General features: G+C 65.8%; 24 protein-coding genes and 1 pseudogene. 13 read left to right on the top strand and 12 right to left on the bottom strand.

The genetic code is table 11. The features are described 5' to 3' along the window. Positions 1 to 613: 613 nt before the first annotated feature. From WJ35_RS21800 to WJ35_RS21790, 3 genes are all read left to right on the top strand, one after another. Positions 614 to 997 (top strand): hypothetical protein, encoded by a 384-nt coding sequence (locus tag WJ35_RS21800; protein ID WP_224056520.1) that lies wholly within the window; start codon positions 614 to 616, stop codon positions 995 to 997. Between the two features lie 12 nt (positions 998 to 1009). Next, a complete protein-coding gene (locus WJ35_RS21795) occupies positions 1010 to 2653 on the top strand; it encodes a DUF2334 domain-containing protein (protein ID WP_014724553.1) in 1644 nt (547 codons plus the stop codon). Positions 2654 to 2756: 103 nt separating this feature from the next. After that, the gene (locus WJ35_RS21790) at positions 2757 to 3716 is read left to right on the top strand and encodes a hypothetical protein (protein ID WP_059567480.1); all 960 of its coding nucleotides are present in this window, start codon (positions 2757 to 2759) and stop codon (positions 3714 to 3716) included. Positions 3717 to 4049: 333 nt separating this feature from the next. Here WJ35_RS21790 and WJ35_RS21785 read toward each other — a convergent pair whose 3' ends face one another. The 6 genes and pseudogenes from WJ35_RS21785 to WJ35_RS31870 all read right to left on the bottom strand — a co-directional run bounded on the left by WJ35_RS21785 (position 4050) and on the right by WJ35_RS31870 (position 7378). Beyond that, positions 4050 to 4877 (bottom strand): class I SAM-dependent methyltransferase, encoded by an 828-nt coding sequence (locus WJ35_RS21785; protein ID WP_011881462.1) that lies wholly within the window; start codon positions 4875 to 4877, stop codon positions 4050 to 4052. Between the two features lie 362 nt (positions 4878 to 5239). Beyond that, positions 5240 to 5473, bottom strand: a pseudogene (locus WJ35_RS32325) (transglutaminase family protein); the annotation flags it as partial. Between the two features lie 51 nt (positions 5474 to 5524). Beyond that, positions 5525 to 5764, bottom strand: coding sequence for a hypothetical protein (locus WJ35_RS21780; RefSeq protein WP_027792420.1), 240 nt, complete (start codon positions 5762 to 5764; stop codon positions 5525 to 5527). Between the two features lie 319 nt (positions 5765 to 6083). After that, entirely contained in the window at positions 6084 to 6422 is a 339-nt protein-coding gene (locus WJ35_RS21775) for a DMT family transporter (RefSeq protein WP_059462408.1), read from the bottom strand. 271 nt (positions 6423 to 6693) lie between these two features. Next, positions 6694 to 7179 carry a DUF3761 domain-containing protein gene (locus WJ35_RS21770; protein WP_059475514.1) on the bottom strand — a complete coding sequence of 162 codons (486 nt, stop codon included), beginning with the start codon at positions 7177 to 7179 and terminating at the stop codon, positions 6694 to 6696. 61 nt (positions 7180 to 7240) lie between these two features. Next, positions 7241 to 7378, bottom strand: a complete 138-nt coding sequence (locus WJ35_RS31870) for an HHHH-motif protein (RefSeq protein WP_014724546.1) — start codon at positions 7376 to 7378, stop codon at positions 7241 to 7243. Between the two features lie 554 nt (positions 7379 to 7932). Here WJ35_RS31870 and hutC point away from each other — a divergent pair. Then, complete coding sequence (gene hutC / locus WJ35_RS21765) at positions 7933 to 8628, top strand: histidine utilization repressor (protein ID WP_059627519.1); 696 nt, start codon at positions 7933 to 7935, stop codon at positions 8626 to 8628. A gap of 71 nt (positions 8629 to 8699) precedes the next feature. Here the strand turns inward: hutC and WJ35_RS31505 are convergent, their stop codons facing one another. Further along, positions 8700 to 8849 (bottom strand): hypothetical protein, encoded by a 150-nt coding sequence (locus WJ35_RS31505; RefSeq protein ID WP_155121955.1) that lies wholly within the window; start codon positions 8847 to 8849, stop codon positions 8700 to 8702. On the opposite strand from WJ35_RS31505, the gene WJ35_RS21760 reads away from it, so the two are divergent. Then, positions 8839 to 9186, top strand: coding sequence for a hypothetical protein (locus WJ35_RS21760; protein WP_069240597.1), 348 nt, complete (start codon positions 8839 to 8841; stop codon positions 9184 to 9186). The two genes, WJ35_RS31505 and WJ35_RS21760, sit on opposite strands and share 11 nt — an antisense overlap. 46 nt (positions 9187 to 9232) lie before the next feature. Here WJ35_RS21760 and WJ35_RS21755 read toward each other — a convergent pair whose 3' ends face one another. The 4 genes from WJ35_RS21755 to WJ35_RS21740 all read right to left on the bottom strand — a co-directional run bounded on the left by WJ35_RS21755 (position 9233) and on the right by WJ35_RS21740 (position 13326). After that, the gene (locus tag WJ35_RS21755; RefSeq protein ID WP_069239979.1) at positions 9233 to 10036 is read right to left on the bottom strand and encodes an alpha/beta fold hydrolase; all 804 of its coding nucleotides are present in this window, start codon (positions 10034 to 10036) and stop codon (positions 9233 to 9235) included. 81 nt (positions 10037 to 10117) lie between these two features. After that, entirely contained in the window at positions 10118 to 11035 is a 918-nt protein-coding gene (locus tag WJ35_RS21750) for a LysR family transcriptional regulator (RefSeq protein ID WP_069239978.1), read from the bottom strand. Between the two features lie 215 nt (positions 11036 to 11250). Then, a complete protein-coding gene (locus WJ35_RS21745) occupies positions 11251 to 11496 on the bottom strand; it encodes a DUF3717 domain-containing protein (protein WP_069240596.1) in 246 nt (81 codons plus the stop codon). A gap of 294 nt (positions 11497 to 11790) precedes the next feature. After that, positions 11791 to 13326, bottom strand: a complete 1536-nt coding sequence (locus tag WJ35_RS21740) for an amino acid permease (protein WP_069239977.1) — start codon at positions 13324 to 13326, stop codon at positions 11791 to 11793. A 518-nt stretch (positions 13327 to 13844) separates the two neighbouring features. On the opposite strand from WJ35_RS21740, the gene WJ35_RS21735 reads away from it, so the two are divergent. The 3 genes from WJ35_RS21735 to argG all read left to right on the top strand — a co-directional run bounded on the left by WJ35_RS21735 (position 13845) and on the right by argG (position 18214). Then, the gene (locus tag WJ35_RS21735; protein WP_069239976.1) at positions 13845 to 15377 is read left to right on the top strand and encodes a sensor domain-containing diguanylate cyclase; all 1533 of its coding nucleotides are present in this window, start codon (positions 13845 to 13847) and stop codon (positions 15375 to 15377) included. 138 nt (positions 15378 to 15515) lie between these two features. Next, positions 15516 to 16586, top strand: coding sequence for an FUSC family protein (locus WJ35_RS21730; RefSeq protein WP_069239975.1), 1071 nt, complete (start codon positions 15516 to 15518; stop codon positions 16584 to 16586). Positions 16587 to 16876: 290 nt separating this feature from the next. After that, complete coding sequence (gene argG / locus WJ35_RS21725; protein ID WP_069239974.1) at positions 16877 to 18214, top strand: argininosuccinate synthase; 1338 nt, start codon at positions 16877 to 16879, stop codon at positions 18212 to 18214. Positions 18215 to 18483: 269 nt separating this feature from the next. On the opposite strand, the gene WJ35_RS21720 is transcribed toward argG, so the two are convergent. After that, positions 18484 to 19491, bottom strand: coding sequence for an iron-containing redox enzyme family protein (locus WJ35_RS21720; protein WP_014724538.1), 1008 nt, complete (start codon positions 19489 to 19491; stop codon positions 18484 to 18486). 346 nt (positions 19492 to 19837) lie between these two features. On the opposite strand from WJ35_RS21720, the gene WJ35_RS21715 reads away from it, so the two are divergent. The 5 genes from WJ35_RS21715 (at position 19838) to WJ35_RS21695 (ending at position 23912) form a co-directional block, all read left to right on the top strand. Continuing rightward, complete coding sequence (locus WJ35_RS21715) at positions 19838 to 20044, top strand: hypothetical protein (protein WP_224019383.1); 207 nt, start codon at positions 19838 to 19840, stop codon at positions 20042 to 20044. A 144-nt stretch (positions 20045 to 20188) separates the two neighbouring features. After that, positions 20189 to 20368, top strand: coding sequence for a hypothetical protein (locus WJ35_RS21710; protein ID WP_034194930.1), 180 nt, complete (start codon positions 20189 to 20191; stop codon positions 20366 to 20368). 76 nt (positions 20369 to 20444) lie between these two features. After that, positions 20445 to 21410 carry an iron-containing redox enzyme family protein gene (locus WJ35_RS21705; RefSeq protein WP_014724535.1) on the top strand — a complete coding sequence of 322 codons (966 nt, stop codon included), beginning with the start codon at positions 20445 to 20447 and terminating at the stop codon, positions 21408 to 21410. A 10-nt stretch (positions 21411 to 21420) separates the two neighbouring features. Beyond that, positions 21421 to 22416 carry an iron-containing redox enzyme family protein gene (locus WJ35_RS21700; RefSeq protein WP_224056523.1) on the top strand — a complete coding sequence of 332 codons (996 nt, stop codon included), beginning with the start codon at positions 21421 to 21423 and terminating at the stop codon, positions 22414 to 22416. Positions 22417 to 22424: 8 nt separating this feature from the next. Further along, the gene (locus WJ35_RS21695; RefSeq protein WP_059558942.1) at positions 22425 to 23912 is read left to right on the top strand and encodes a hypothetical protein; all 1488 of its coding nucleotides are present in this window, start codon (positions 22425 to 22427) and stop codon (positions 23910 to 23912) included. The last annotated feature ends 35 nt before the right edge of the window (positions 23913 to 23947 follow it).

The raw sequence follows: 23947 nt of genomic DNA, 5'->3' as shown, positions 1-23947 counted from the left end.
TTCCAACGAGACGCCGCACACTGCTGCGGTCATGGCCGCGCGAAACCGCCGGCGTCGGTCGCGTCGCACGGCCCCCCGTACACCGCCGTCCGCACGCACGACTCGTCAAGCAAGTCGTGCGCCATCGGCGCGCAATCCTTGTCGCTCGCGGGGTGCCGGCATGCGCGGCAGGCGGCCGGCACCGCGAAGGCAGGCCAAATGTTTCAGCACTGAAACGTGCGGTCGCGCCGCGCGTGAAAGCCGCCCGACAGGTCGGCCGCGCAGCGACGCCGGCCACGACCGCGCGCGGCTCGGACGAACGGCGCGCACGGCGCGCTCGGCGGCATGATGGGCCGCCATTCGAACCGCCCGCCAGCCGGCCCGCGCGCGGCGGTGCGCAGCGCGCCGCGCGTGCGTCGCGCGACGTTCGCCGCGGCACTCGCGGTCGGGCCCCGCGTTGTGCCCGCGTTACGCGCGTGCAACGTTTATCGCTGCAATTCCGGCTTGCCGCGCGGCGCTGATGTCGGCGTCCCGGCACGGCGCGCGTTTGCGGTGGATGGTATGGATCTGGCTTGAAACACAGCCGACCGGTTTCATTTGCTTATCCGGTATCAGGCGCACAACAAATCACGACATGAAGTCCAGCTACGGATCGGGGGGGCTGGTCGTGCTCGTTTCCCGAACGAGGCGATCGCAATTTGCCTATCAAAGGATGAACACCATGCCTTCGCATCGAAACCACTCTTTCCGAACCGGGGTGAGCGCCGTCGGGCTGCTCGTTGCATTGACGTCCGCGCTCGTCGTGACGGGCCCGCTCCAGGCCGCGAACGCGCAGCAAGCCAGCAGCTCGTCCAGCGGCAAGGTGAAGCCACCGCCGTTGCCGAACGGCTCCGCGCACGTGCGCGTGAAGGCCGGCATGTCCGACGAGGATTGGGAAAAGGCCTACAAGGAGACCGGCCGCCCGCCGTTCAGCCCCAAATCCGTCAAGAAGGCTGGCGGCAACGTGGAACGCGAATAGGGAGAAACGGCCATGAAGAAGATCCTGATCGTCATCGCGCTGCTGGCCGGCTTCGTGCAAATCGCGACGCCCGGCACGGCCCACGCGCAGACCACCACTGCCCGCACGCTCGTGCTCTACGACAACCCGGCCAACGACCCGTATTCGAAGCTCGGACTGATGTACAGCATCATGTTGCGCAATCTGCTCGGCCACTTCAATACGACCGTGGACCTGGTTCCGATCCAGAACTACACGTCGGGCATGGTCGGCAATCACGACGTGACGTTCTACATCGGCGATTACTACAACAACCCGATTCCGACCGCGTTCATGAGCGACGTGATGACCGCCACGAAGACGGTCGTCTGGTTCAAGTACAACCTGTGGCAGCTCGCATGGAACACGGCGTACACGTTCAACCAGACCTTCGGGTTCAGTTTTCAGGGGCTGGCCGGGCTGAACGCGACGCCTTCGTCGAGCAATCCGAACCCCGGCTTCTACGACACGATCACCTACAAGAACCTGCCGATGGTGAAGTACTACGCGTACAACGCGTCGACCGGCGCCGTCAGCGCGGACCCGGACGTCGGCCTGACGCAGGTGGTCGATGCGACCAAGGCGCAGGTGCTCGTCACGATGAAGAACAGCCAGAGCGGCGCAACCGCGCCGTACGTGATGCGCTCGGGCCGCCTCTGGTACTTCGCCGACGTTCCGTTCTCCTACATCGGGCCGACGGATCGCTACCTCGTGATCTGCGACATGCTGCACGACATCCTGCAGACCAACGCACCGGTGAATCATCGTGCGCTCGTGCGTCTCGAGGACCTCGACGCCTATACGACGACGAGTTCGATGAAGCAGCTCACCGACTACCTGTACTCGAAGAGGATCAAGTTCACGATGGCGACCATTCCGCTGTATACCGACCCGAACGGTTATTACAACGGCGGCGTGCCACAGACCATCCATCTCGCGCAGGCAACGGGGCTCAAGAATGCGCTGAACTACGCAATCCCGCGCGGCGGCTCGATCGTGATGCATGGCTACACGCACCAGTACGACTCGACGCCGAATCTGCTGACTGCCGTCAGCGGCAGCGACTATGAGTTCTGGTATGCGGTGCAGAACCGGCCGGTCGACGAGGACTCGGTGCAATGGGCGGAGGACAGAATGACGAACGGGCTGCTCGAGTTCACGGCCAACGGCTACAAGATCGTCGGCTGGGCTGCGCCGCAGTATCAGGTGTCGCCCAAGGCGGCGGCGGCGACGGCCGCGACGTTCCCGACCACGTTCCAGCGGGCCGTCTACTACACGGCGACCAATCCACAGCTCGGCACCGGCGCACCCAACCAGGACTTTTCGGCCGGGCAGTTCTTCCCGTACATCATCAACTCCGATTACTACGGACAGCGGATCATTCCGGAGAACCTGGGCAGCATCCAGTACAACATTTGCAGTATCGACCAGTTCTCGTGCATCACGTACACGTGGCAGCAGCTCGTGACCAATGCACAGTACGGGCTGGCCGTGCGCGACGGCTTCGCGTCGTTCTTCTTCCATCCGTACTGGCTCGAACCCGACCTCCGGCTGCCTGCATTGCAGGATTTCCAGAGTCTCGTGACCGGCATCACGAACCTCGGTTATACCTGGGTGGACGGCACGACGGCCAAGTAACGCGGCTGGCCGCAAGCGCGCGATCCGCAATGACGATGCGGATCGCGCGTGTGCTTCGGATGGGCTACGATGATGCGCGGGAGGGCTTATCTGGAGGCAAGCGATGACCATCTATGCCATCCGCGCGTTGCGCAGGTTTCGGCAGCGTATCGGCCGGCTCCGGCAGGCCGCTGGGCCGCGCCGGCGCGTGCACGTGGCGCATGCGACGCCGTTCGCGGCCGTTGCCGCGTCGCTGGCAATGACCGCTTGCAGCTGGACGGCGCACGACGTGCACGCCGACGGCATCGTCTGGCAGCTCGACAACGCGACGATCAATCCGGCCGGCAACTGGCAGCAGCTCGGCGTGCATGAGCTGTTGATCCAGTGGAGTGCCGTCGACGATACCGCGTATCTCGCCGGCACCGGCATGCGCACGGCCTCGCATCTTCCCGACTGGCAACGCATCGGCCGCGAGCCGTGGGCCCGCAACGTGATCCTCGGCCTGGCCGGCTACCAGGACGAACGGCGTGCGCGCACGCAGCTGTCGGCACTTGCCGATCAGTCGGTCGCGGTCGCACGCGCGCCGGTTCCGCTGCATGTCACCGGCTATTACTTCCCCGTCGAAATCGATCCGACCTGGCAGGACGCGCCGAAGCTCGCGGCGATCCTGAACCGGTTGCCGCGACCGCTGTGGGTGAGCGTGTACGACCAGAGCAACATCGGCGGGAAGGCGCTGGCCGACTGGCTCGTCACGTGGCTGCCCGCGGATGTCGGTGTGTTGTTTCAGGACGGTTGCGGCGTGTATGCGCGCGAACCGTATGTCGCGCGTACGTACGTCGATGACTTGGCCGCGCGGCTGGGCAAGCGACGCGTGCGGCTGATCGCGGAGGCGTTCCGACCCGCGGAGCGTGGTGGGTTTCGCGCGGCCACTGCGGATGAGCTGGCCGCGCAATTGGCTGTTTATCGCGGGTATTCGGTGTATTTGTTCGACGGCCCGCATTATGTGTCGGATGCGCTTACGCGGGAGCTCGCGGGCCGCAAGGGGCGGCCGCGAGCGGTCGCGGCGGGCGGGGTTGGGCAGTGAGGGGGTGACTAGCGTGCCGGTGAGTCGGTGTCGTGTATCGCGTATCCCGTATCGCGCATTGCGCATTGCGGCGCGTCGCGTCGCGTCGCGTCGCGTCGCGAAACGGCGAAAAGTAACCTTCGTGGAGTTCCGTGGATGTGGGCTTTCGACACGGTGCGGCCTGTCAGATTTGCCTCTAACGGCCATTCAGCGTCAGGCGTGGCGCCGATAGCATTCGCGTCTGGTCGGATGCAGCCGGTTACCCCTGCAACGTGCGACCGTCGCAGATCAGCCCAGGCTGAGAGCATCTACAAGCGACCTCAGTGCTACCTGAGCCGTCCCTCGAACTCGCCGCTAGGCAGCAGTGGCCTGAACCAGACGCAGGCCCCATCCAGTTTGCAACGTACCGTCGTCGCTTTGCATGGGCGCGAACGCCGACAACAGTTCACTTTTGAACTGCGCGCGCGCCGCTTCCGACATCCGGTCGGCATCGTAGGTGTCCAGCATGTCCAACCACAGCTGCTCGGGTGTAGGTGTCCAGTCGATGTCGATGTCTTCAAAAGCCACATCAACAAAATCGCGTTTTAGCAGTTCTTGCCAACCGGCTTCACTGCGCGTGCGCGCGTCGCCGAGTCGCAACTCGGTGAGCCGAGCCTTCGCGATTGGCTTGAAGATGTCCAGAAAGACTTCGCCGACCTTGCCGGTCAAAAAGCTCCGCCCCACGATAGCGGAAAAACTGCCGCCGTCACGTAATACCCGGCGGATCTCTCGGACCACTTGTTCGATATCGTCCATCAACATGAGAGCCATGTGCGACAGCACGTAGTCTACTGAACCGCTATCGAGCGACATTTCTTGTGCGCGCTCGTTGAGCAATCGTATTTCGTGCGGCAATATTCCCCGAGCCACGCTCAACTCGCCATCGCTCATGTCTATGCCAATCAGCTTCGTGGCTGCATGCCCCCTGTCGTTCAGAATTTGCAGCAATGGCCCATCGCCACATGCCAGGTCGAGGACAGTCCGCGACATCGCTTCATTCGGCACACGATTCGCCAGTGCGTGATAGGAGGAAGGGTATGCCGCCTGCGCAGATCGGGCAGGTCGATTACCATAGGCTCGACGCGTTGCTCCCGCCCGGCGCCGATGAAAATCTCTCAAATATATTTCTGCATGCGAGGTCATTCTTGCGCCATCCGATTGTTCGCGAGTTGGGGCACTTGTGACGCTGGAGGCTGCCCCCCCAGCGGATTGTCGACGAACCACACCGCGATGTCGAACGTATCAAAATGGCCGAATGCGGTCGGCAGACGCGTTGCAACGTGCGATGGTCTCGGATTGACCCACAACGGGCATTCAACCTTCTCCAAAGCGGCCGCTGGGGGGGACCTCAATGCTTTGACCAGTCTTAGGACGTTGCGCCACGAACGCTCAGCTCTGCGCAATTCACCGTTCGATTCGAACGGCGACGTTGCCACGCGACGCATCCTATCCGTACATTTCCGCGCCGGCTCAGCGTCGGCAGGATCGTGGCTCGGTCCTGCCTGGTCGCAGTGCACCATGAAGTGCGTTAGCACGGCGGCCCCGAATGCATTGCTGATCGCGACATCCGCGGCATCGCGCCCGTATGCCGTCAAAACACGTCCATTACGCGGCGCGTTGTTTCGCGGATCGAAGGTCGGCCAGCTACCGCCCACATAGGCTTCGAACTACCCCGCGAAATCCATCGGCGCCGCAACGGGCGGCAAGCCCACATCGCTGATATAGCCAGTGTAATAGCGCCGTCCCCTATGCGATCACTGAGAGTATTGCATCGGGAAACAAACATTGAATCAGTCGACGGGACCGAGTAACACGTCGATAGCAGCTTGGCCGGCGATTTCGGCTACCAGATAGGCCCATCGCTCAGTAAAAGGGCCGTTGCGCAACGAGATGCGGCCTCCCCGCGCGCCGAGCACTTCGAGGTTTGTGGCGCCTTTAATCTGAAAGGTCACGTCGAAGGTGTCCTCATCAGCAGCCGGAGTCAATTCGACCTGAATCTCGAAGCCGCGGTACGCGATCGTTCGTTGCATGAAAGCCTCCCTTTCGTCTTCGGAGACTAGCATGAGTCAGCATCGGACGGCCTACGCAACTATTCGGTTAGGTAGTCATGCATGCGCCACCACGTGAAATTCAAAATTCTACGTACCGGAGCGTTCAGGACCGCAACTACCAATTTGGTGAATGCGCCCCGATTGTCAGCGATCTAGGCGCTGTGTCGATCGACCGTTCTTGGCCGTACTGCGCCCCACACCCGAGCGCGGCAACCGGCCCGGACACTGGCGTTCATGCACGACGCATAACCCGTCCCTGCGCAGTCATCCAGCGTTCTCCGAAGCGTCCGTGGGCGGGCTATGCGCCGTTGCTGCTGAAGTTCAGCAAAACGATGCCGGATATCGCAGCGATCAATCCAATCGCCTTAACGACGTTCATCGACTCTCCAAACCAGACGAAACCTATCACTACCGTCAGCACGACGCTGCTTCCAGCCCAGGCTGCGTATGCCAAACTCATTTCGATTCTCTTCGTCGCGACGGCCATCAGAATGACAGCTGCCACGTAGAACGTCACGGTCAGTACTGTCGGAAGCAGGCGAGTAAAGCCAACGGAGAGATTGAGGGCTGCAGTGCCGAGTGATTCAGCGGCGACGCTCGCAGCAAGAATGAGCCATGCGGCTTGGGTGGGGGACATGAACGTACCTCGCCAGCCCAACGTTTATACCGAACGTTAGAGCAAGCGTAAGAGGTAGCGGTACCCCGAGACTGAAAATATCGTCCCAAAACGAGGAACGGTTGTCAACGATGCTCAACGTGTCATCGTCGGACGCTTCATGGCTCCGGACTCAACCCGAGGCTGCCCCCGACGATCCGCAACGAAACAAAAAAGCCCCGCCACAACGGCGGGGCACGACGCCCAACGGCGCGTCGACGGACTCGGCGCGGAACCTACCCGCGCCATCGCCTTACGAGCAGGCTTTGCCGTGCGACGGGTGAAAGCCCTTCGCCTTCGCATCGGCTTCCGACATGTAGCTGCCGTGCTTGGTCTTGCCGTAATACTTGTCGGTCGAGCAGTGATAGACCTTCGTGCTGTCGTTGGCCCATACCTTGCCCGCGCCGCCGCCCGGCGCGGCTGCGGCGGCGGCGGCCGACGCGCTTTTCACCGGCGCGGCGCCGGACGCAGCACCGCCCGACGCAGCCGTCGCGGGCACTGCTGCCGATGCGCTGGCCGATGCGCTGCCCGCAGCAGCAGCCGACGCGCCATACCAGGCCTTCACGCCTTTGTGTCCTGCGCACGCGCCCTTCTTCGATGCGCCCGCATAGAACGAGCCGTCCTTGCACAGGCCGGTCGTGCCAGCCGGCGCGCTGGCCGGCGCCTGCACCTGTGCGAACGCAGCGCCCGACAGGCCGAAGCTCGCGGCAAACGCGGCGATCAACATCGTCTTTTTCATCATCCTCTCCTGATTGCCTGTATCGCGAAATCATCCCGGCCGTAGCCGGGCAAAGCCATGCTCAGCGCACCCAGCGGCACACGCGATGGTGGTGATGATCGAAATGGCACACGCGGTGCGAATGCGCTTCGGCGAGGGCCGGCACGAGCACGGCACATGCGAGTGCGCCGGCCGTCAAAATCTTCACGATGCGGTTCATGGAACGCTCCCGGATAGGTCAGCCGCCGATTCGGCTGATACCGGCTTAACGCCCGCCGACCCTACGCGGTGTACCAGTCAGGACTGAATTGACGATGTTTGACACCCACACGTAACGACAACACGAAGCGAACGATCGACGCGACATAGGCTTCCGATACTTTCGACGGCGCACTCGTCCGCCATTCGACTGTCGCCACCCTGCGGCGACGAAGCGGATCGTCGACCCATCCTTTGCGTGCGCACCGACCGCGATGCAGGCAAGGGCAATACCGAGCGCGCGTTTCTTCATGGCGTTCCTGTCAGAGGCGCAACCATGCATTTGTCTATACTTTTGCAGCCGCCGCGTGCCCGATGCGGCTGTTGCCGCCGGTGCAGCCGGTCGCGAGCACATCGCGTGGACGCCGGACTTACCCGAAGCACCGGCCCGCAAGCGGGCCGGCGCGGCATCGAACCCGGTACACTCCGCCCGGGCACCGGATGAACCCGGGACGAACCGCGGACGACCGCCGGCACGCGACGGCACGCGGCTGCCGTCTCTCGAACAGCAATGCCATGACCACACCGATCTATCAGGAAATCAAGGACTTCATCCTGGCGCGGATCCACGCCGGCGAATGGGCGGAAGGCGACCAGGTGCCGTCGGAGAACGAACTCGCGCGCGAATTCAACGTCGCGCGGATGACCGTCAACCGCGCGCTGCGCGAGCTGACGGCCGAGCAGGTGCTGACGCGCACCCGCGGCTCCGGCACCTTCGTCGCGACGCCGAAGTACGAGTCGACGCTCGTCGCGATCCGCAGCATCTCGGACGAAGTCGGCGCGCGCGGCCACGGCTATCGCGCGCAGGTGCTGCAGGTCGGCGCGACGATCGCCGACGCGAAGCTCGCCGACGAGATGCAGCTCGACGCCGGCAAGCCGATCTTCCATTCGCGCGTGCTGCACTTCGAGAACGACACGCCCGTGCAGCTCGAGGAGCGCTGGGTCAATCCGGCCTGCGCGCCCGACTATGCGCTGCAGGACTTCACGACGACGACGCCGAACCAGTACCTGACGCGCGTCGCGCCGCTGCAGCGCGTCGAATACCGGATCGAGGCCGCGATGCCCGATGCGGAAACGCGCCGCCTGCTGACGATGGACGAGCGCGAGCCGTGCCTGATGCTGCACCGGCGCACGTGGTCGCAAGGCGTCGTCGCGTCGACGGTCAATCTGTGGCATCCGGGCAGCCGGTACCGCTTCACCGGGCATTTCTGAGCACGCACGCGACCTCGCCGCGCGCTACCCCGTTTGCGCACTGCACAACAGGTTTGTTACGACGAACGCCGTCAGCGCATGCCAAATTCACCGCGCAGCAGTATGCTGATGACGTACGGCTGCGCACGCAGCATCGGGACATCCGTTTGGCCCGCACCTCGCCGCGCCGCCGTCGCGACCGCAATCATGCATTGCAAGGAGGAATTCGTGATGGCTGCCACGCATCATTTCCACCTCGAACTGCGGCACGCCAGCGTGCCGACCTATTTCGTCAGCTACCTGTTCCCCGCGCTGCTGTTCGTCTACGAGCTGCTGCGCGTCGGCCAGTGGGTCCGCGATCACGGGATGCACTTCGCCGGCTTCAAGGAGATGGGCTACGAATACCTGCTGATGCTGCTGTTCGTCGGCCTGCAGATCGTCGTCGAAGCGCTGTACCTGCTCGGCGCGGCGATGCGCAGGGACCGCGATTTCGAGCATCGGCTGCCGAATGTGGTCCTCGGCATCGGCTGTTCGATCGCGCTGCTCGCGATCGACCTCGCGATCCAGCTGGCGTTCTGAGCGTCGGCGGGCGCGGCTCGCCGCGTGCGTCGCAGCGGGCGCGCGCTTACGCGTGCGCGTCGTGCAGCAGCGTCGCGACGGCCGCGAGCACGTCGGCGGGACGCTCGCGGTGCGGGATGTGCCCGCATCGGTCGAGTAACAGCCACGACGACGGCCCCGCCACACGCGCGGCGATCCGCTTCGGATGCGCATCCGAGCCGTACTCGTCCTGCGCGCCGTGAATCGCAAGCGTCGGGCAGCGCACGTGCGGCAGCACGTCGTCCAGGCTCCAGTCGCGAAACGCCGCCGACAGCCACGTATCGACCCACGCGCGCAACACCCATTCGGCCTTGTCGCCGTGATGGCGCGCGAGACGGTCGAGCTGCCCCGGTGCGTCGAATTGCCGGGCGGCGTCGCGAATGCTGTCCAGCGTGCGACCTTCCACGAATGCCTGCGCGGCGACCGTGATCAGCGCCCGGCAGCGCCGCGCATGCGCGGCCGCGCACGCAACCGCCATCCCGCCGCCGACGCTGTGGCCGAACGCGACGAACGGGTCGACGCCGAACCCTTCCAGTACCGCGGCGAAGTCGTGCTCGGCCTCGTCGCGCACGAACGTCGCGGCGAGTTGTCCTGGGTGACGGTCCGAACGGCCGAAGCCGAGCCGGTCGTACGCGATCACGTCGCGCGCAGCGGCACGCGCGAGCTGCGCGGGGAAGTCGCGCCAAAGCTCGACACAGCCGAGCGAATCGTGCAGCAGCACGACCGGTGCGGCGCGCTCGTGCGCGGCTGGCTGCGCGCCGCGCCAGCGTTTCGCGAAGAGACGCCCTTGCGGCGTCTCGATCCAGCTTTCGTCGATTACGATGTCGGTCATGGGTGCACGTGTGGGTGGTCAGTCGTCTGCATGATGGCGGCCGCACGCGCGGCGTCGAGCAAGCCGCCGGCGGCGGCGCGCTCATTCGGGCTGCGGATGCAGATACTCGATCTGCGACTCGTCGTACAGCCGGTAGATCAGCGCCTGCATCGCGCGGATGTCCTCCGATTCGTCGAGCATGCGCATGCTCATGATGATCGGCGACACGAGGTTCGGATCGTCGAGCGGCTTGTAGCTGATGTCGTCGCGCTTCAGCCCGTACACGCTGTGCGGCACGACCGAGATGCCCTCGCCCGCCGCGACGAGCCCGAGCGCGATCTGCAGCTCGCGGGTCTCGTAGATCCTGCGCGGCTTCAGCGCGCGGTCGTGGAACGCGGCGAGCACCTGGTCGGCGTAGCTCGGCCGCGGCGCCTTCGGAAAAATGATCAGCGTGTCGTTGACGAGGTCGTGCAGCGACAGCACCTCCTTCGCGCCGTCGAGCGCATGGCCGACCGGCAGCGCGACGATCATCCGCTCCTCGCGCAGCACGACGCGCCGCACGCTCGGGTCCTCGTGGCGGATGCGCCCGAACCCGACGTCGATGCGCCCTTCCTTCAGCGCCTTGATCTGGTCCATCGTCGACAGCTCCTGCAGGCTCAGCTCGACCGCCGGGAATTCGTCGCGATAGCGCCGGATGATCTTCGGCAGCATCCCGTACAGCGTCGAGCCGACGAAGCCGATCGACAGGCTGCGCTCGATCTTGCCGACGCGCTTGGTCATCGATTCCAGCTCGGCCGTCTGCGCGAGCAGTTGCACCGCATGCGAATGAAAGAAGCGCCCCGCGTCGGTCAGCTTCAGCGGCCGCGCGTTGCGCTCGAACAGCGGCACCCCGAGCAGTTCCTCGAGCTGCTGGATCTGGCGGCTCAGCGGCGGCTGCGCGATGTGCAGCCGCTCCGCCGCGCGCGTGAAATTCCGCTCCTCGGCCACCGCGACGAAGTAGCGCAGATGTCTCAACTCCATGTTCGATTCCTCCCGGACGCGCGACGGGCACGCGCGCGGCACCGTGCGCAGATGCCCGCGCTCGCCACGCCGTGAGCGCCCGCTCGCGATGCCGTCACGATACCTCAGCCGGCGCGGGCAATGGGCGCCGCCGCACAAAGCAAAACGGGAAGCCGCGCGGCTTCCCGTTCCATCACCGACACCGCGCCGCGACAACGCAGCAGCGCGGCGGCCCGTCATGCCTCGGTCGCGTACAGCGCATCGCGCTGCGCGTCGCTCAGCGAATCGAGCGGCACGTCGGGCAACCGGTAGCAGATCATCGTGCCGTACAGCTCGGCGAGACAGTCGCTGCCGGCATCGAGCGCGTAGCCGTCCTCGCCGTCCGGGGCCGGCGGATACACTGCGCGCCACGCATTGATCGCGGCTTCGATTCGCACGATGGAAACAGGTCCGGCCTTCCGCTCGGCGGGTGATGCGCTCATGGATTCCTCTGGGTTGCGCGTTCCGCCGGCCGTGCAGGCCGCGGCGGAACGATGAAAACGGCGGGCGCGGCCGGCCGCCGCCCGACGCGCGCGCCGGATGCCGATCCGCGCGGCGCGCATCGCGCCGGCCGGGACGTGAGCCCGGTAGGGTCGGGAAATATAACCGGCTTTGACCCCGCGCAGCGGAAAGCCGACAAAAAAAACGGGAAGCACGTGCGGCTTCCCGTTTTAGTGGCGTATCGCACACGACACGGCCGCGCCGGCGTCACGGTGCGGCAGCCGGCGACGGCGAAATCAGCCGACCGTCTCGCGGTTCTCGACGCGCGGCGCAACGCCGCCGCGGTTCGCGGCGATCCACGGCGCGATCTCCATGTCCTCGTAGCGGACGAAGCGGCTCTTGTTGACGAGCCGGTAGCCGGCCCACACCGCGAGGAACAGCGGGATGCCGACGTAGGTCGCGACGACGCTCATCCAGTCGATCCGGTTCGCGAGGAACGCCTGGTAGTCCTGGCCGAGCGCGATCACGATGCACAGCGCGAACGCGAACAGCGGGCCGAACGGGAACCACTTCGACTCGTACGGCATCTGGTCGAGCGAATAGCCCTGCGCGACGTAGCCCTTGCGGAACCGGTAGTGGCTGACCGCGATGCCGAGCCACGCGATGAAGCCCGTCATCCCCGACGTGTTCAGCAGCCACAGGTAGACGGTCTTGTCGCCGTACAGCGACGTCAGGAAGCACAGCGCGCCGACGGCCGTCGTCGCGTACAGCGCGTTGCGCGGCACGCCGCCCGGCGACAGCTTCGCGAACAGCTTCGGCGCGCGGCCTTCGGTCGCGAGGTTGTACAGCATCCGCGTCGACGCATACATGCCCGAGTTGCCGGCCGACAGCACCGCGGTCAGGATCACCGCGTTCATCACGCCGGCCGCGAACGCGAGGCCCGCATGGCGGAACACCAGCGTGAACGGGCTCACGCCGATGTCGGTCACGTCGCTCTTCAGCAGGTTCGGGTCGGTGTACGGAATCAGCACGCCGATCACGAAGATCGCCAGCACGTAGAACAGCAGGATGCGCCAGAACACCTGGCGCACCGCGCGCGGGATCGTCGTGCGCGGATTCTCCGATTCGCCGGCCGCGACGCCGATCAGCTCGGTGCCCTGGAACGAGAAGCCCGCGATCATCGCGACGCCCATCATCGCCGGCAAGCCGCCCGCGAACGGCGCGTCGCCGATCGTCAGGTTGCCCCAGCCGTTGTGCGGCGCGCCCTTCAGAATGCCGAAGATCATCAGCAGGCCGACGCCGATGAACGCGAGCACGGTGACGACCTTGATCAGCGCGAACCAGTATTCGGCCTCGCCGAAGCCGCGCACCGTCAGCGCGTTGAGCAGGAACATCACCGCGAGGAACGCCGCGCTCCACCAGACGCCCGGCACGTCCGGGAACCAGTAGTGCATCACGAGCTGCGCGGCCACCAGCTCGACCGCGATCGTCACCGCCCAGTTGTACCAGTAGTTCCAGCCGAGCGCGAAGCCGAAGCCTTCGTCGACGTACTTCGCGCCGTAGGTCGCGAACGAGCCCGACACCGGCATGAACGCCGCCATCTCGCCGAGGCTCGTCATCAGGAAATAGACCATCAGGCCGATCAGCATGTACGCGACCATCGCGCCGCCGGGGCCGGCCTGCGAGATCGACGCGCCGGACGCGACGAACAGGCCGGTGCCGATCGAGCCGCCGATCGCGATCATCGTCAGGTGGCGCGCCTTCAGCGCGCGGTGAAGCTTGGGTGGGTTCGCGGACGAACCGGGTTGGTCGGGATTCGGAAGTGCGGACATAAAACGGACGAACGTTGAGCGGGCCGGCATCCAGGGCCGGCGCATGCGGAATCGGGACGCGGTGTGCCGCCTGCGATACGGCCCCGATATGCGTTGCACGCCGCGCGGCTGCGGCGAAGCGCGGATTCTACCTGATTCGCCCGCGACGGCCCGGCCGCGGAACGCGCGGCGATGCCGGCGCGGCGGCGCAGTCAACGTTTTGCACGCGGCGTGGCGGGCAATCCGCGGACGTGGTACGCCCCTATTTCACGATGGCGAAAATACTGGCTGAAAACGACATTTTGCCGCGGACATTCACAATAATCAGACGAAATAACCGATACTGAAAATTGATTTGAATCAACGTCATTCATCCGACCAGGGTAATGATGCGTAACCGTTTTCAAATCGACAGTTGAGATGCATGTTTTGCCTCGCGCGGCGAGAATTCCGATTTCGCGAGATAATGCGATTCACTCCGAAATAATCAACGTGCGCAATCGTCGACGACGAAATGCCCGCACCCCCACCCCTCCAGGATGAAGCTACGCCCGCTGCTTGTCGCATTGCGCCGCTATACCCCGTCGGTCGTGTCCCGCATTCTGTCGCCCCGGGGCGTACTGGTCGCAGGTATCGCGCTACTGGTATTCAGCTGGGGATTGTCGGCATCGCTTTTGATCGAGGCACGTCGCGACGCATACGACCACGCGATCGAAAACGCCCGCAACCTGATGCTGCTCATCGAGCGCGATATTTCGCGCAATATCGAATTGTATGATCTATCGCTGCAAAACGTCGTGGACGGGCTCGCCGATCCCGAATTGGCAGCATTGCCGGCCACCCAGCGTCATCGGATGCTGTTCGACCGCGCGGCAAACGGCGCGTATCTCGGCGCCATTTTCGTGATGGATACGCGCGGCAATATCGTGATCGATTCGGGCGTCTCGCCGCCGCGGCAAGGCAATTTTTCCGATCGCGATTATTTCACCGTCCATCGCGACGGGCTCGCGCAGGGGCTTTACATCAGCCGCCCGTATGCGTCCCGGCTGCGCAACGGCGCGCTGACGATCGCGCTCAGCCGCCGGATAGACCGCCCCGACGGCTCGTTCGGCGGCATCGTCGTCGGCACGCTGAGCATCGACTACTTCCGCGCGCTGCTCGACGGCATCGCGGTCGGCAAGCGGGGCACCGCGGCGATCATCGAGGACAACGGCGCGCTCGTGTGCCGCCTGCCGTACGACGCGCGCATGGTGGGGCTGAACCTGCGCGACGCGCAGCTGTTCATCGAAGCGCGACGCAACCGCGAAGGCGCGATCGTCGGCGTCGGCGTGATCGACGACGTGCGGCGCATCTATGTGTACAAGCACCTCGCGAACCTGCCGCTGATCGTCAACGTCGCGCCCGCCGAGGACGACATCTATGCGACGTGGCGCGAGCGCGCGATCTGGATCGGGGTGCTGATGGCCGCCTTCACCGCGATCATCGCGGCGGGCTCGCTGCTGCTGTCGCGCGAGCTGAAGCGCCGGCAGGTCGCCGAATCGAAGCTGTACCGCCTCGCGCATACCGACGCGCTGACCGGCCTCGACAACCGCGGCCGGTTCGACGCCGTGCTCGCGCAGGAGGCCCAGCACGCCACCCGCAGCAGCCGGCCGCTGTCCGTGCTGTTCATCGACGTCGATCACTTCAAATCGTTCAACGACTACTACGGCCACCAGGCGGGCGACAACGTGCTGCGCCAGGTCGCGCAATGCGCGCTGCGCTGCCTGCGGCGCCCGAGCGATCACGTCGCGCGCTATGGCGGCGAGGAATTCGTGGTCACGCTGCCCGACACCGACGCGCGCGGCGCGGCGGTCGTCGCGGAGGCGATCCGGCGCGCGATCGCCGGGCTCGACATCGCGCACGAGCGCAGCCCGTACGGGCACCTGACGGTGAGCATCGGCGTCGCGACCGCCGTCGGCGGCCGCGTGAGCGCAGCGACGCTGCTGCGGCTGGCCGACGAAGCGCTGTACCGCGCGAAGTCGGGCGGCCGCAATCGCGTGTCGGACGCCGCGACGAGTGCGGCCGACGCGTGACGCCGCGGCCGGCCGCCGTGCCGCGCCACGTCCCCGTGGACAGGCCGGCCGCGTTCGGCTAGCGTAACGCCAGCTGCGCGAGCGGCCCGCGCCGGTCCGCGCAGGCCGGTCCGCCTTTCCGGCCCTCCTCGCTTCGTCATGACCGCCCCGCTTCCCGCCCCACTTCCGTCGCTCCTGCGCCAAGCGCTCCGTCCACTGCTCGACCCGTACCGCCGCTACCGGCACGCGAAACTGATCCACGCCGCACGCGTCGCGCTCGCGATCCTCGTGTCGATCGGCCTGTCGACCGGCCTGCGGATTCCGCACGGCGAATGGTCGACGATCACCGTGCTGATCGTCGTCGGCGGCCTGCAGCATCACGGCAACATCCGCAAGAAGGCCGCCGAGCGCGCGCTCGGCACGTCGATCGGCGCGCTCGCCGGGCTGCTGCTGATCCTGCTGCACTCGGCCGTCCACGCGCCGCTCGCGATCTACGCGGTGATGGCGATCGCCTGCGGCGTCTGCGCGTATCACGCGATCGGCAAGGCCGGCTATATCGCGCTGCTGTCGGCGATCACGATGGTGATCGTCGCCGGGCACGGCGACAACGAGATCGTCGACGGCCTGTGGCGCGCGGTGAACGTGCTGGTCGGCATCGCGATCGCGCTGGCGTTCTCGTTCGCGCTGCCGCTCTACGCGACCTACTCGTGGCGCTACAAGCTCGCCGACGCGCTGCGCGCGTGCGCCGCCGTGCATGCGCGGATCGCGGGCGACCGGCAGGTCAGCGACGAAGCGCACCTGAAGGAGATGGCCGCGCTCAGCGCGCTGCTCGTGCAGCTGCGCTCGCTGATGCCGTCCGTGTCGAAGGAATGCGAGATCTCGATGCAGCAGCTCGAGGCGATCCAGCGCAGCCTGCGGCTGTGCATCGGCTATCTCGAGATCCTGTCGAGCGTGCTGCCGCCCCGCGACGATACGGCCGCGCGCGACTACCTGCGCGTCGCGATGAAGGCGACGAACCGGAACATCCGCGACATGCTCGTCGGCGCGAGCCGCGCGCTGAAGTTCGGCACGCCGAGCCGGCTCGGCGGAGCGCGGCGACGCCAGGACGTGCCGCACGATGCGCCGCCGCCGCAGTTGTCCGGGTACGTGTCGATTTCGGCGAAGCTGGCCGGGGAAGTGGATCAGCTAAGGGAGCGGCTGCTGGATAGCGCGCGGTCGTGGAATATTTGACTCCGGGCTGCGGCTTTTGAGCGTTGACGTTGGCGTTGGCGTTGCGCACCCGTTTGGTGCATCTGCGCCTGCATGCGCCGCCGCACCGGCCGTCCGCCACCGATCCGGCCCCTGAACTGGCGTCGAACCACACCCGCTCCGAGGCCCGCCGGCGGCACACAAGGCCGCTGCGGCAGGCCGGACGCGGCTGTCGGCCCGAAATCAACCCTTGCCCCAAGCTCCCGGACAGCCGATACTCGCATATTCCGCGAAATACAACCCCTCCCGGACTTCAATCCACGGTAATTCCTATGAGCACGATTCTCGAAAGCCTCCCGACCGGCCAGAAGGTTGGTATCGCCTTCTCCGGCGGCCTGGACACCAGCGCCGCGCTGCACTGGATGAAACTCAAGGGCGCCGTCCCGTACGCGTACACGGCGAACCTCGGCCAGCCCGACGAAGACGACTACGATTCGATCCCGAAGCGCGCGATCGAATACGGTGCGGCGGGCGCGCGACTGATCGACTGCCGGGCGCAGCTCGTGGCCGAGGGCATCGCGGCGCTGCAGAGCGGCGCGTTCCATATCACGACGGCCGGCGTCACGTACTTCAACACGACGCCGATCGGCCGTGCCGTCACGGGCACGATGCTGGTCGCCGCGATGAAGGAAGACGGCGTCAACATCTGGGGCGACGGCAGCACGTACAAGGGCAACGACATCGAGCGCTTCTACCGCTACGGCCTGCTCGTGAACCCGGACCTGAAGATCTACAAGCCGTGGCTCGACCAGACGTTCATCGACGAGCTCGGCGGCCGCGCGGAAATGTCCGAATTCATGAACCAGGCGGGCTTCGCGTACAAGATGTCGGCCGAGAAGGCGTATTCGACCGACTCGAACCTGCTCGGCGCGACGCACGAGGCGAAGGACCTGGAAAGCCTCGAAAGCGGCATCAAGATCGTGAACCCGATCATGGGTGTCGCGTTCTGGCGCGATGACGTGAAGATCGCCGCGGAAGAAGTGACGGTGCGGTTCGAGGCCGGCCAGCCGGTCGCGCTGAACGGCGTCGAGTTCAAGGATCAGGTCGAGCTGCTGCTCGAGGCGAACCGCATCGGCGGGCGGCATGGCCTGGGCATGAGCGACCAGATCGAGAACCGGATCATCGAGGCGAAGAGCCGCGGGATTTATGAGGCTCCGGGGCTGGCGCTGCTTTATATCGCTTATGAGCGTCTCGTTACCGGTATCCATAACGAGGATACGATCGAGCAGTATCGCGAGAATGGGCGTCGGCTCGGCCGCCTGCTGTATCAGGGCCGCTGGTTCGACCCGCAGGCGATCATGCTGCGTGAAACGGCGCAGCGCTGGGTCGCGCGCGCGGTTACCGGCGAAGTGAAGATCGAGCTGCGTCGCGGCAACGATTATTCGATTCTCAGCACGAAGTCGCCGAACCTCACGTATCACCCGGAACGTCTGTCGATGGAGAAGGTCGCGTCGACGTTCTCGCCGAAGGATCGGATCGGGCAGTTGACGATGCGTAACCTCGACATCACCGATACGCGCGACAAGCTGCGTGTTTATACGCAGGTCGGGCTGCTGACGCCGGGTGAGGCTTCGGCGCTGCCGCAGATCAAGAGCGACAGCGGCGAGTAAGCCGGTCGTTGTTGTGGGCTGCCGGGCGGCGGGAAGCCGGCCGGCAGCTTGTGGTTTCCTTCTTCCCTTTCTTCCCCTTCATTGGCGTCCGTTGCAGACGCTGTCCCATCGGCCGGCAAAGCGATCGCTTTCCTGCGCACCCCGCTGCAGTCGTTTCGGCTCGGACGCGGCAACTGCGCGGTCGTGCCGATCAGCCCGAACCCGGCCGCTGCGCCGCCGAGATTGAAGACCTCGACACCGTCGCAGGCTCATCGCCTGCACCCCCCGCCTCATAGCGAGAAGAAATCGACCTTGAGCCGCGGCACGTAGTTCGACATGTCGGTGTAGTACTGGATCACCTGGTCATGAAACTGATCGAACGCGTGCTTCACGTCGTGCATGTGGTTGATCGCGACGTGCGCGGCGTCGGCCGACACGTCGGTTGTGTGCGCAAGCGCCTGCTCCAGCAGGCCCGCATGGCCCGCGCCGACGTCGATGCGCATATGGCGCATCAGGCCGTCGAACACGTCCGCATCGAGCACGGCGGCGCGCGCGATCTCGCGCCACGCGCCGCGCGCGCCGGCCTCGTCCTCGGGGCTCGCCTCGATCAGTTTCAGGCAGCACAGGTAACCGAGCGACGACGCGCGGCCGACCTCGCACAGCATGTTCACGAGCGACAGCGTGCCGATCACCGGATGCGCGTCGCGGATCTGCTCGCGCGGAATGCCCAGCTTCTCGACCGACGCAGCGATCAGCCTGTGATGCGCGTACTCGTCGGCCAGGTAGCCGCACAGCAGCTCGGCCGTCGCCTGGTCGCGGCAATGCGCGATCGCAGCGCCGACGTGACGCGGCGCGAGCCGGACGAAGTGGTAGGTCTCGAGCAGCAGCCCGGCGATCAGGTCGCGGCTTGCCTCGCCCCGCTCGAGCATGCCGAACAACCGGTGATAGCCGATCTGCGCGCGCCACATCCGCGTGCTGCGCTCGACCCGCTCGAGAAAATCCGCCACGGCGATCGTGGCGGCCGGCTGTTCGCGGCGCAGCAGGCCCAGTTCGTCCAGTTGCCCGACGATCGTCCGCACGCTGCCGATCGACACGTCCGAACGCTGCGCGATGTCATCGAGCGTATGTCGCCCGTCCAGGTAGCGCTTCATGCGCAGGAACGCGTCGCGGCTGCCCTGCACCTGCTCGAGCTCGAAACGCTCGTCGCCTACGATCATCGCCAGCCGCTCGCCGGCCAGCGCCACGAGCGTGCAATGCCGCAGCCTCGGCCGCACGCAGATTTCCGTCATCTCGCCCATGTCTTCGTCTCCGGTTGTTCGACCATCGTCCGATGCATTTTTCGAAACGATCGACGCATGCGCTGATTAAGAGAAAATAATCGCACGGGCGATTAAATCAATCTTGTATTGCGCAAACGTTGTACTAGATTATCTCCATGATTCCGCCAATTCAAGAAATCAGCGGACGTTTAAAATAAAGTTAGTTTTTACAAGAATATAAATAGGGGCCCCTTCCTTGGAATCATCCCAACCCATTTGAAGATCGGAGATGCCGCCGCTCCGGTGCCGCCTGGCCGCGGCACGGCTGCGTGCCGCGCTAATGGCGGCGGGGCGCTTGCGCCCGTTCTCATCGTCGGAGGTTGCTATGAGTGAACCGCTTACTGTCATCGTGCCACGAGGCACCAAGGTCGCCGTCAAGGAAGTCGACGCTTTGCAGACGGTCGACCCGCGCGCCGGCGCCGATCGTCACGCGCTGATCGTCGGCGGGGCCGATCTCAAGATTGCGATTGCAAAACATGCGGACGGTCAGCCGCTTTCGGCACGGGCCGCGTTCATGACCATGTGCGGATGAATATCAGTTAAGGAATCGTCCGCACGACGGATGAAAAGGAATATATCCGATATTCACATTGCATTCCGGATTTCACTGTAAATCATCCAGCCCGATTATTCGAATCAGGCCGGAGCTCCTTTAATTTTCAAAACGGTGATCGATATGGCAAATACCCATCAGCCCACGGTTCATGAAGTGAAGAACGCCGAACCGGCCAAGAACGTGTTCGACGGCCACAAGGTGGATCTCTACATCAATACGGGCACGCTCGGCGGCAAGCACTACCTTGTCACCGTCAACAAGCCCGATGGCACGCCGACGCTGATCGCGATCCACCTGTAATCGCCGCGGCACCGATTCAGCCAGTTGCGGGGCGAGCCGCGCGCCCGCCCCGTGCGCCCACTTCGGGAGTCTCATCATGGAACAGATCGAATCGCCCGCATCCCGTCCGCGGCTGGTGACGCCGGTGACGCTGGGGCACGTCGACGCGCTGCCCGACGGCCCGCACGCCGCCGCCGCGCTGGCCCGCACGCTCGACCAGTTCGACGGCCGCCGCGATCTCGACGAGATCGCGCGCGACGAGCCCGCGTTGCCGCGCGCGCTGCTCGACGAGCTGGTCGGCACGCTGGACGAGGCCGGCCTGATCGACGACGACGCGCCGGTCGCGAGTCGCGCGGGCGCGGAAGTGATCCTCGAGATCGAGGATCTCGTCGAGCAGTACTGCGAGGAGACGCTCTACCGCAACCCGTTCTGGCGCGCATGCCTCGACACGCGCTCGCCGGGCGACCTGCCCGAGCGGCTCGCGATCGGCATGGTGATCGAGAACTGGCACTTCCTGTTCCGCGAAAGCTATTTCGATGCGCCCGTGCTGTCCTACGTGCCGAGCACGCCGGTGCGACTGACGCTCAACCGCTTCTTCTCCGAAGAGTACGGACACGACGAGATCCTGCTGCGCGCGCTGAACTTCGCGGGGCTGAGCCGCGCCGACATGCTCGACGCGATCCCGCTGCCCGAGACGATGGGGCTGTGCAATGCGCTCGCGTACTGGTCGCACAGCGATCCGCTGTTCTTCTTCACGACGCTCGGCTTGCTCGAAGGCCAGGGCATGCAGCACGACAGCTTCATCCAGGCGTGCGAGCGCGCGCAACTGCCCGACGGGCTCGTCGGCCCGCTCAAGACGCACGCAACCATCAACCTCAACGCGGCGCACGGCAGCCTGACACGCGCGATCTTTCACGACGTGCCGGTGCTCGATGCCGCCACCGTCGCACGCATGAAGGCCCAGTTGCGGCTGTTCGTCGAGCTCTACGACGACTTCTACACGGCCGTCTGGCACTACTACACATCCGACGCGCCGCTGCTGCGGCGCGTGTCCGACCTGTGAGGCAACCACCATGGACAGCTCGCTCGCAGCTCCCGCGATGCCGAAATTCCGCGGCATCGTGACCTCGCAGCTCACGGATAGCGGCGCCGTGCTGAGCGCCGGCGGCCGGCAATGCGCGTTCCGCTTCGCGCCCGACGAGGCGACCGACGTCGCGCGCCTGATCGGCGATTTGCACGCGGGCGGCATGACGCCCGAGGAACTGGCCGCGCGCTCGCCCCGCATCGCCGACAAGATCCCGCCGCTGCTCGCCGATTTCAACGTGCTGCGCCTGCTGATCGAATCCGATCCGCGCCGCGCCGCGGTGGCGACCAGCGGCGCGCAGCTCTACCGCGACATCCGCCGCATCGCGGAGCGCACCGCCGCGCGCAGCGCACGCTCGGCATTCCTGCGCGCGCTGGTCGAACAACGCGCGACGCGCCGCCAGCTGATCGGCTATACGCTCGAGTATTACTGGATCGTGCGCGCGGCGCCGGGGCTGATCGGGCCCGCGCTCGGCTGGGCCGCCAGTCCCGCGGAGCGCACGCTGCTGCAGGACTTCCTGAAATCGGAGCTCGGCCACGACCGGTTTCTCGAGGCGTCGCTGAAGGCCGTGGGGCTCGCCGAGGCGCAGATCGAGCAGCACCAGCCGCTGCCCGCGACGTTCTCGCTCGCGGCCGCGCTCGGCGTGCACGCGCGCCAGCATCCGCTGTCGTTCAAGGCGAGCCTGTTTCTGTTCGAGCGCGCGCAGCCTGCATTCATCGACGCGTTCGACGCGCGCTGCGTCGCGCTCGGCATGCCCGAGGCGTTCTACCGGCCGCTGCGCGCACACGCGGACCTGAACGACACGTACCGGCACGAGGACATCTCGCGGCAGTTGATGGCGCTCGACACCGCGATCGATCCCGAAGCCTGCACGGTCACGAAACGCAACGTCTCGCTGATGGTCGAGACGCTGGTGCGCCAGGAGGACACCATCCTCGCCTACTACGCCGACGACAGCGCGCCGCTGCCGCGCATCTTCCACTGAGGGTCGCCATGGAACTCTGGACATTTCAGCGTTATCAGTCGCCGCGCCTCGTCGTCGACGCGATCCACCACGAGCCCGGCTCGGCGCTCGTCAGCATGCGCGCGGGCGCGCACGAATACCGGCTGGCGTTCGACGCCAGCGACGCCGCGGACCAGATCGCCGCGCAACTCCACAGCCTGACCGACACGGCGTCGCCGCTGTGGTGGACGCTGCGCGAAAGCGAACCCGACTCTGGCTGGCACGCGCTCGGCACGTTTCTCGACACGCATTCGCTGATCGGCGAGGCCGACGACACGGCCGCCGATGCGCTTGCCGCGCAGGCCGCGCGGATCGACTCGTGCATCGCGCAGACGGTCGCGGCCAGCCTCGCCACGCTCGACGCCGCGCGGCGCGACGCGGTCGCGCGCGATGCCGCGACGCTCCGGCTGCACCTCGATCGACCCGCCTCCGCGCGCACGCTGTTCGACGCGCACGACGATCCGTTCGACGCGCAGGTCGAACCCAACTTCCATCTCGCGCTGCTGCGCATCGAGTTCGAATACTTCCGCCGCGCCGCGCCGCTCACGCTGGCAGCCGTCGCGCTGATGCTCGATGCGTTCTCCGGCGCGCCGCGCGCCAGCGCCGCGGACGACGCCCGGTTCGACACGGCCGGGCTGTACGACGAGCACGACCTGATGTCGCATCTGTGGCTGGTCGCGTCGAGCCTCGTCGCCGCGAGCGGTGAAGACGCGCAGCGGCTGCCGTGCGCGGACGTGCCGGCCGTGTCGCTGTCGAACGGGCTCGAGTTCATGCGACAGACCGAGCTGATCACGCGCGAAACGCTGAACCTCTGGGGCGAGAATCCGTACGTGAGCGCGGTGGACGCGCTGAACGGCGGCTATTCGCCGCTCGTCGCCGGCCCGTTCATCGAGCAGTACCACGTGACGCGGCGCTTCGTGGAAATCATCGCGCCGCTGCTGAGCATGCGGCTCAGCATTCCGCTGCGCACGATGATGCTCCGCTACTACGGCGAGGAATACGGCCACGAGGCGCTCGAAAGCACGACCTGCGAAGCGCTCGGCGTCGCACCGCGCATGCTCGCGCAGATCGTGCCGCTGCCGCTGCACTTCGCGTTCGTCGACGCGCTCACGCTCCTCGCCGATGTCGACCCGGTGTCGTCGTTCGCCGCGATCATGGTCGTCGAGGGCATCTTCGGCGAGCCGCCGAAGATGTCGCTGCGCCTGATGGCGGCGGTCAAGGACAACGACGCGTTCCACAGCGTGTCCGGCGACCACGAGGAACTGAACGAATCGCTGAACCACAACAGCATCTCGCGCGACACGTTCGAGCAGATCGCCGCGATCGATCCCGTGCGCCAGACGATCGCGATGCGCCGCATCCTGTTCCTGCTCGAACTGAACCACCGCGCGTGGAGCGGCATCGCCGGCTTTTACGGCGCGCAGCCGACGCTCGCGCTGCACGGCCCGTACGGCCGGCTGCTCGACCCGCGCGGCTGACGGCGCCGCGCCAGCTCACACGCACGAGGAGAAGC

This window comes from Burkholderia ubonensis (assembly GCF_001718695.1).
GTDB lineage: Bacteria > Pseudomonadota > Gammaproteobacteria > Burkholderiales > Burkholderiaceae > Burkholderia > Burkholderia ubonensis_B.
This window is presented reverse-complemented; position numbering and strand designations above follow the sequence as displayed.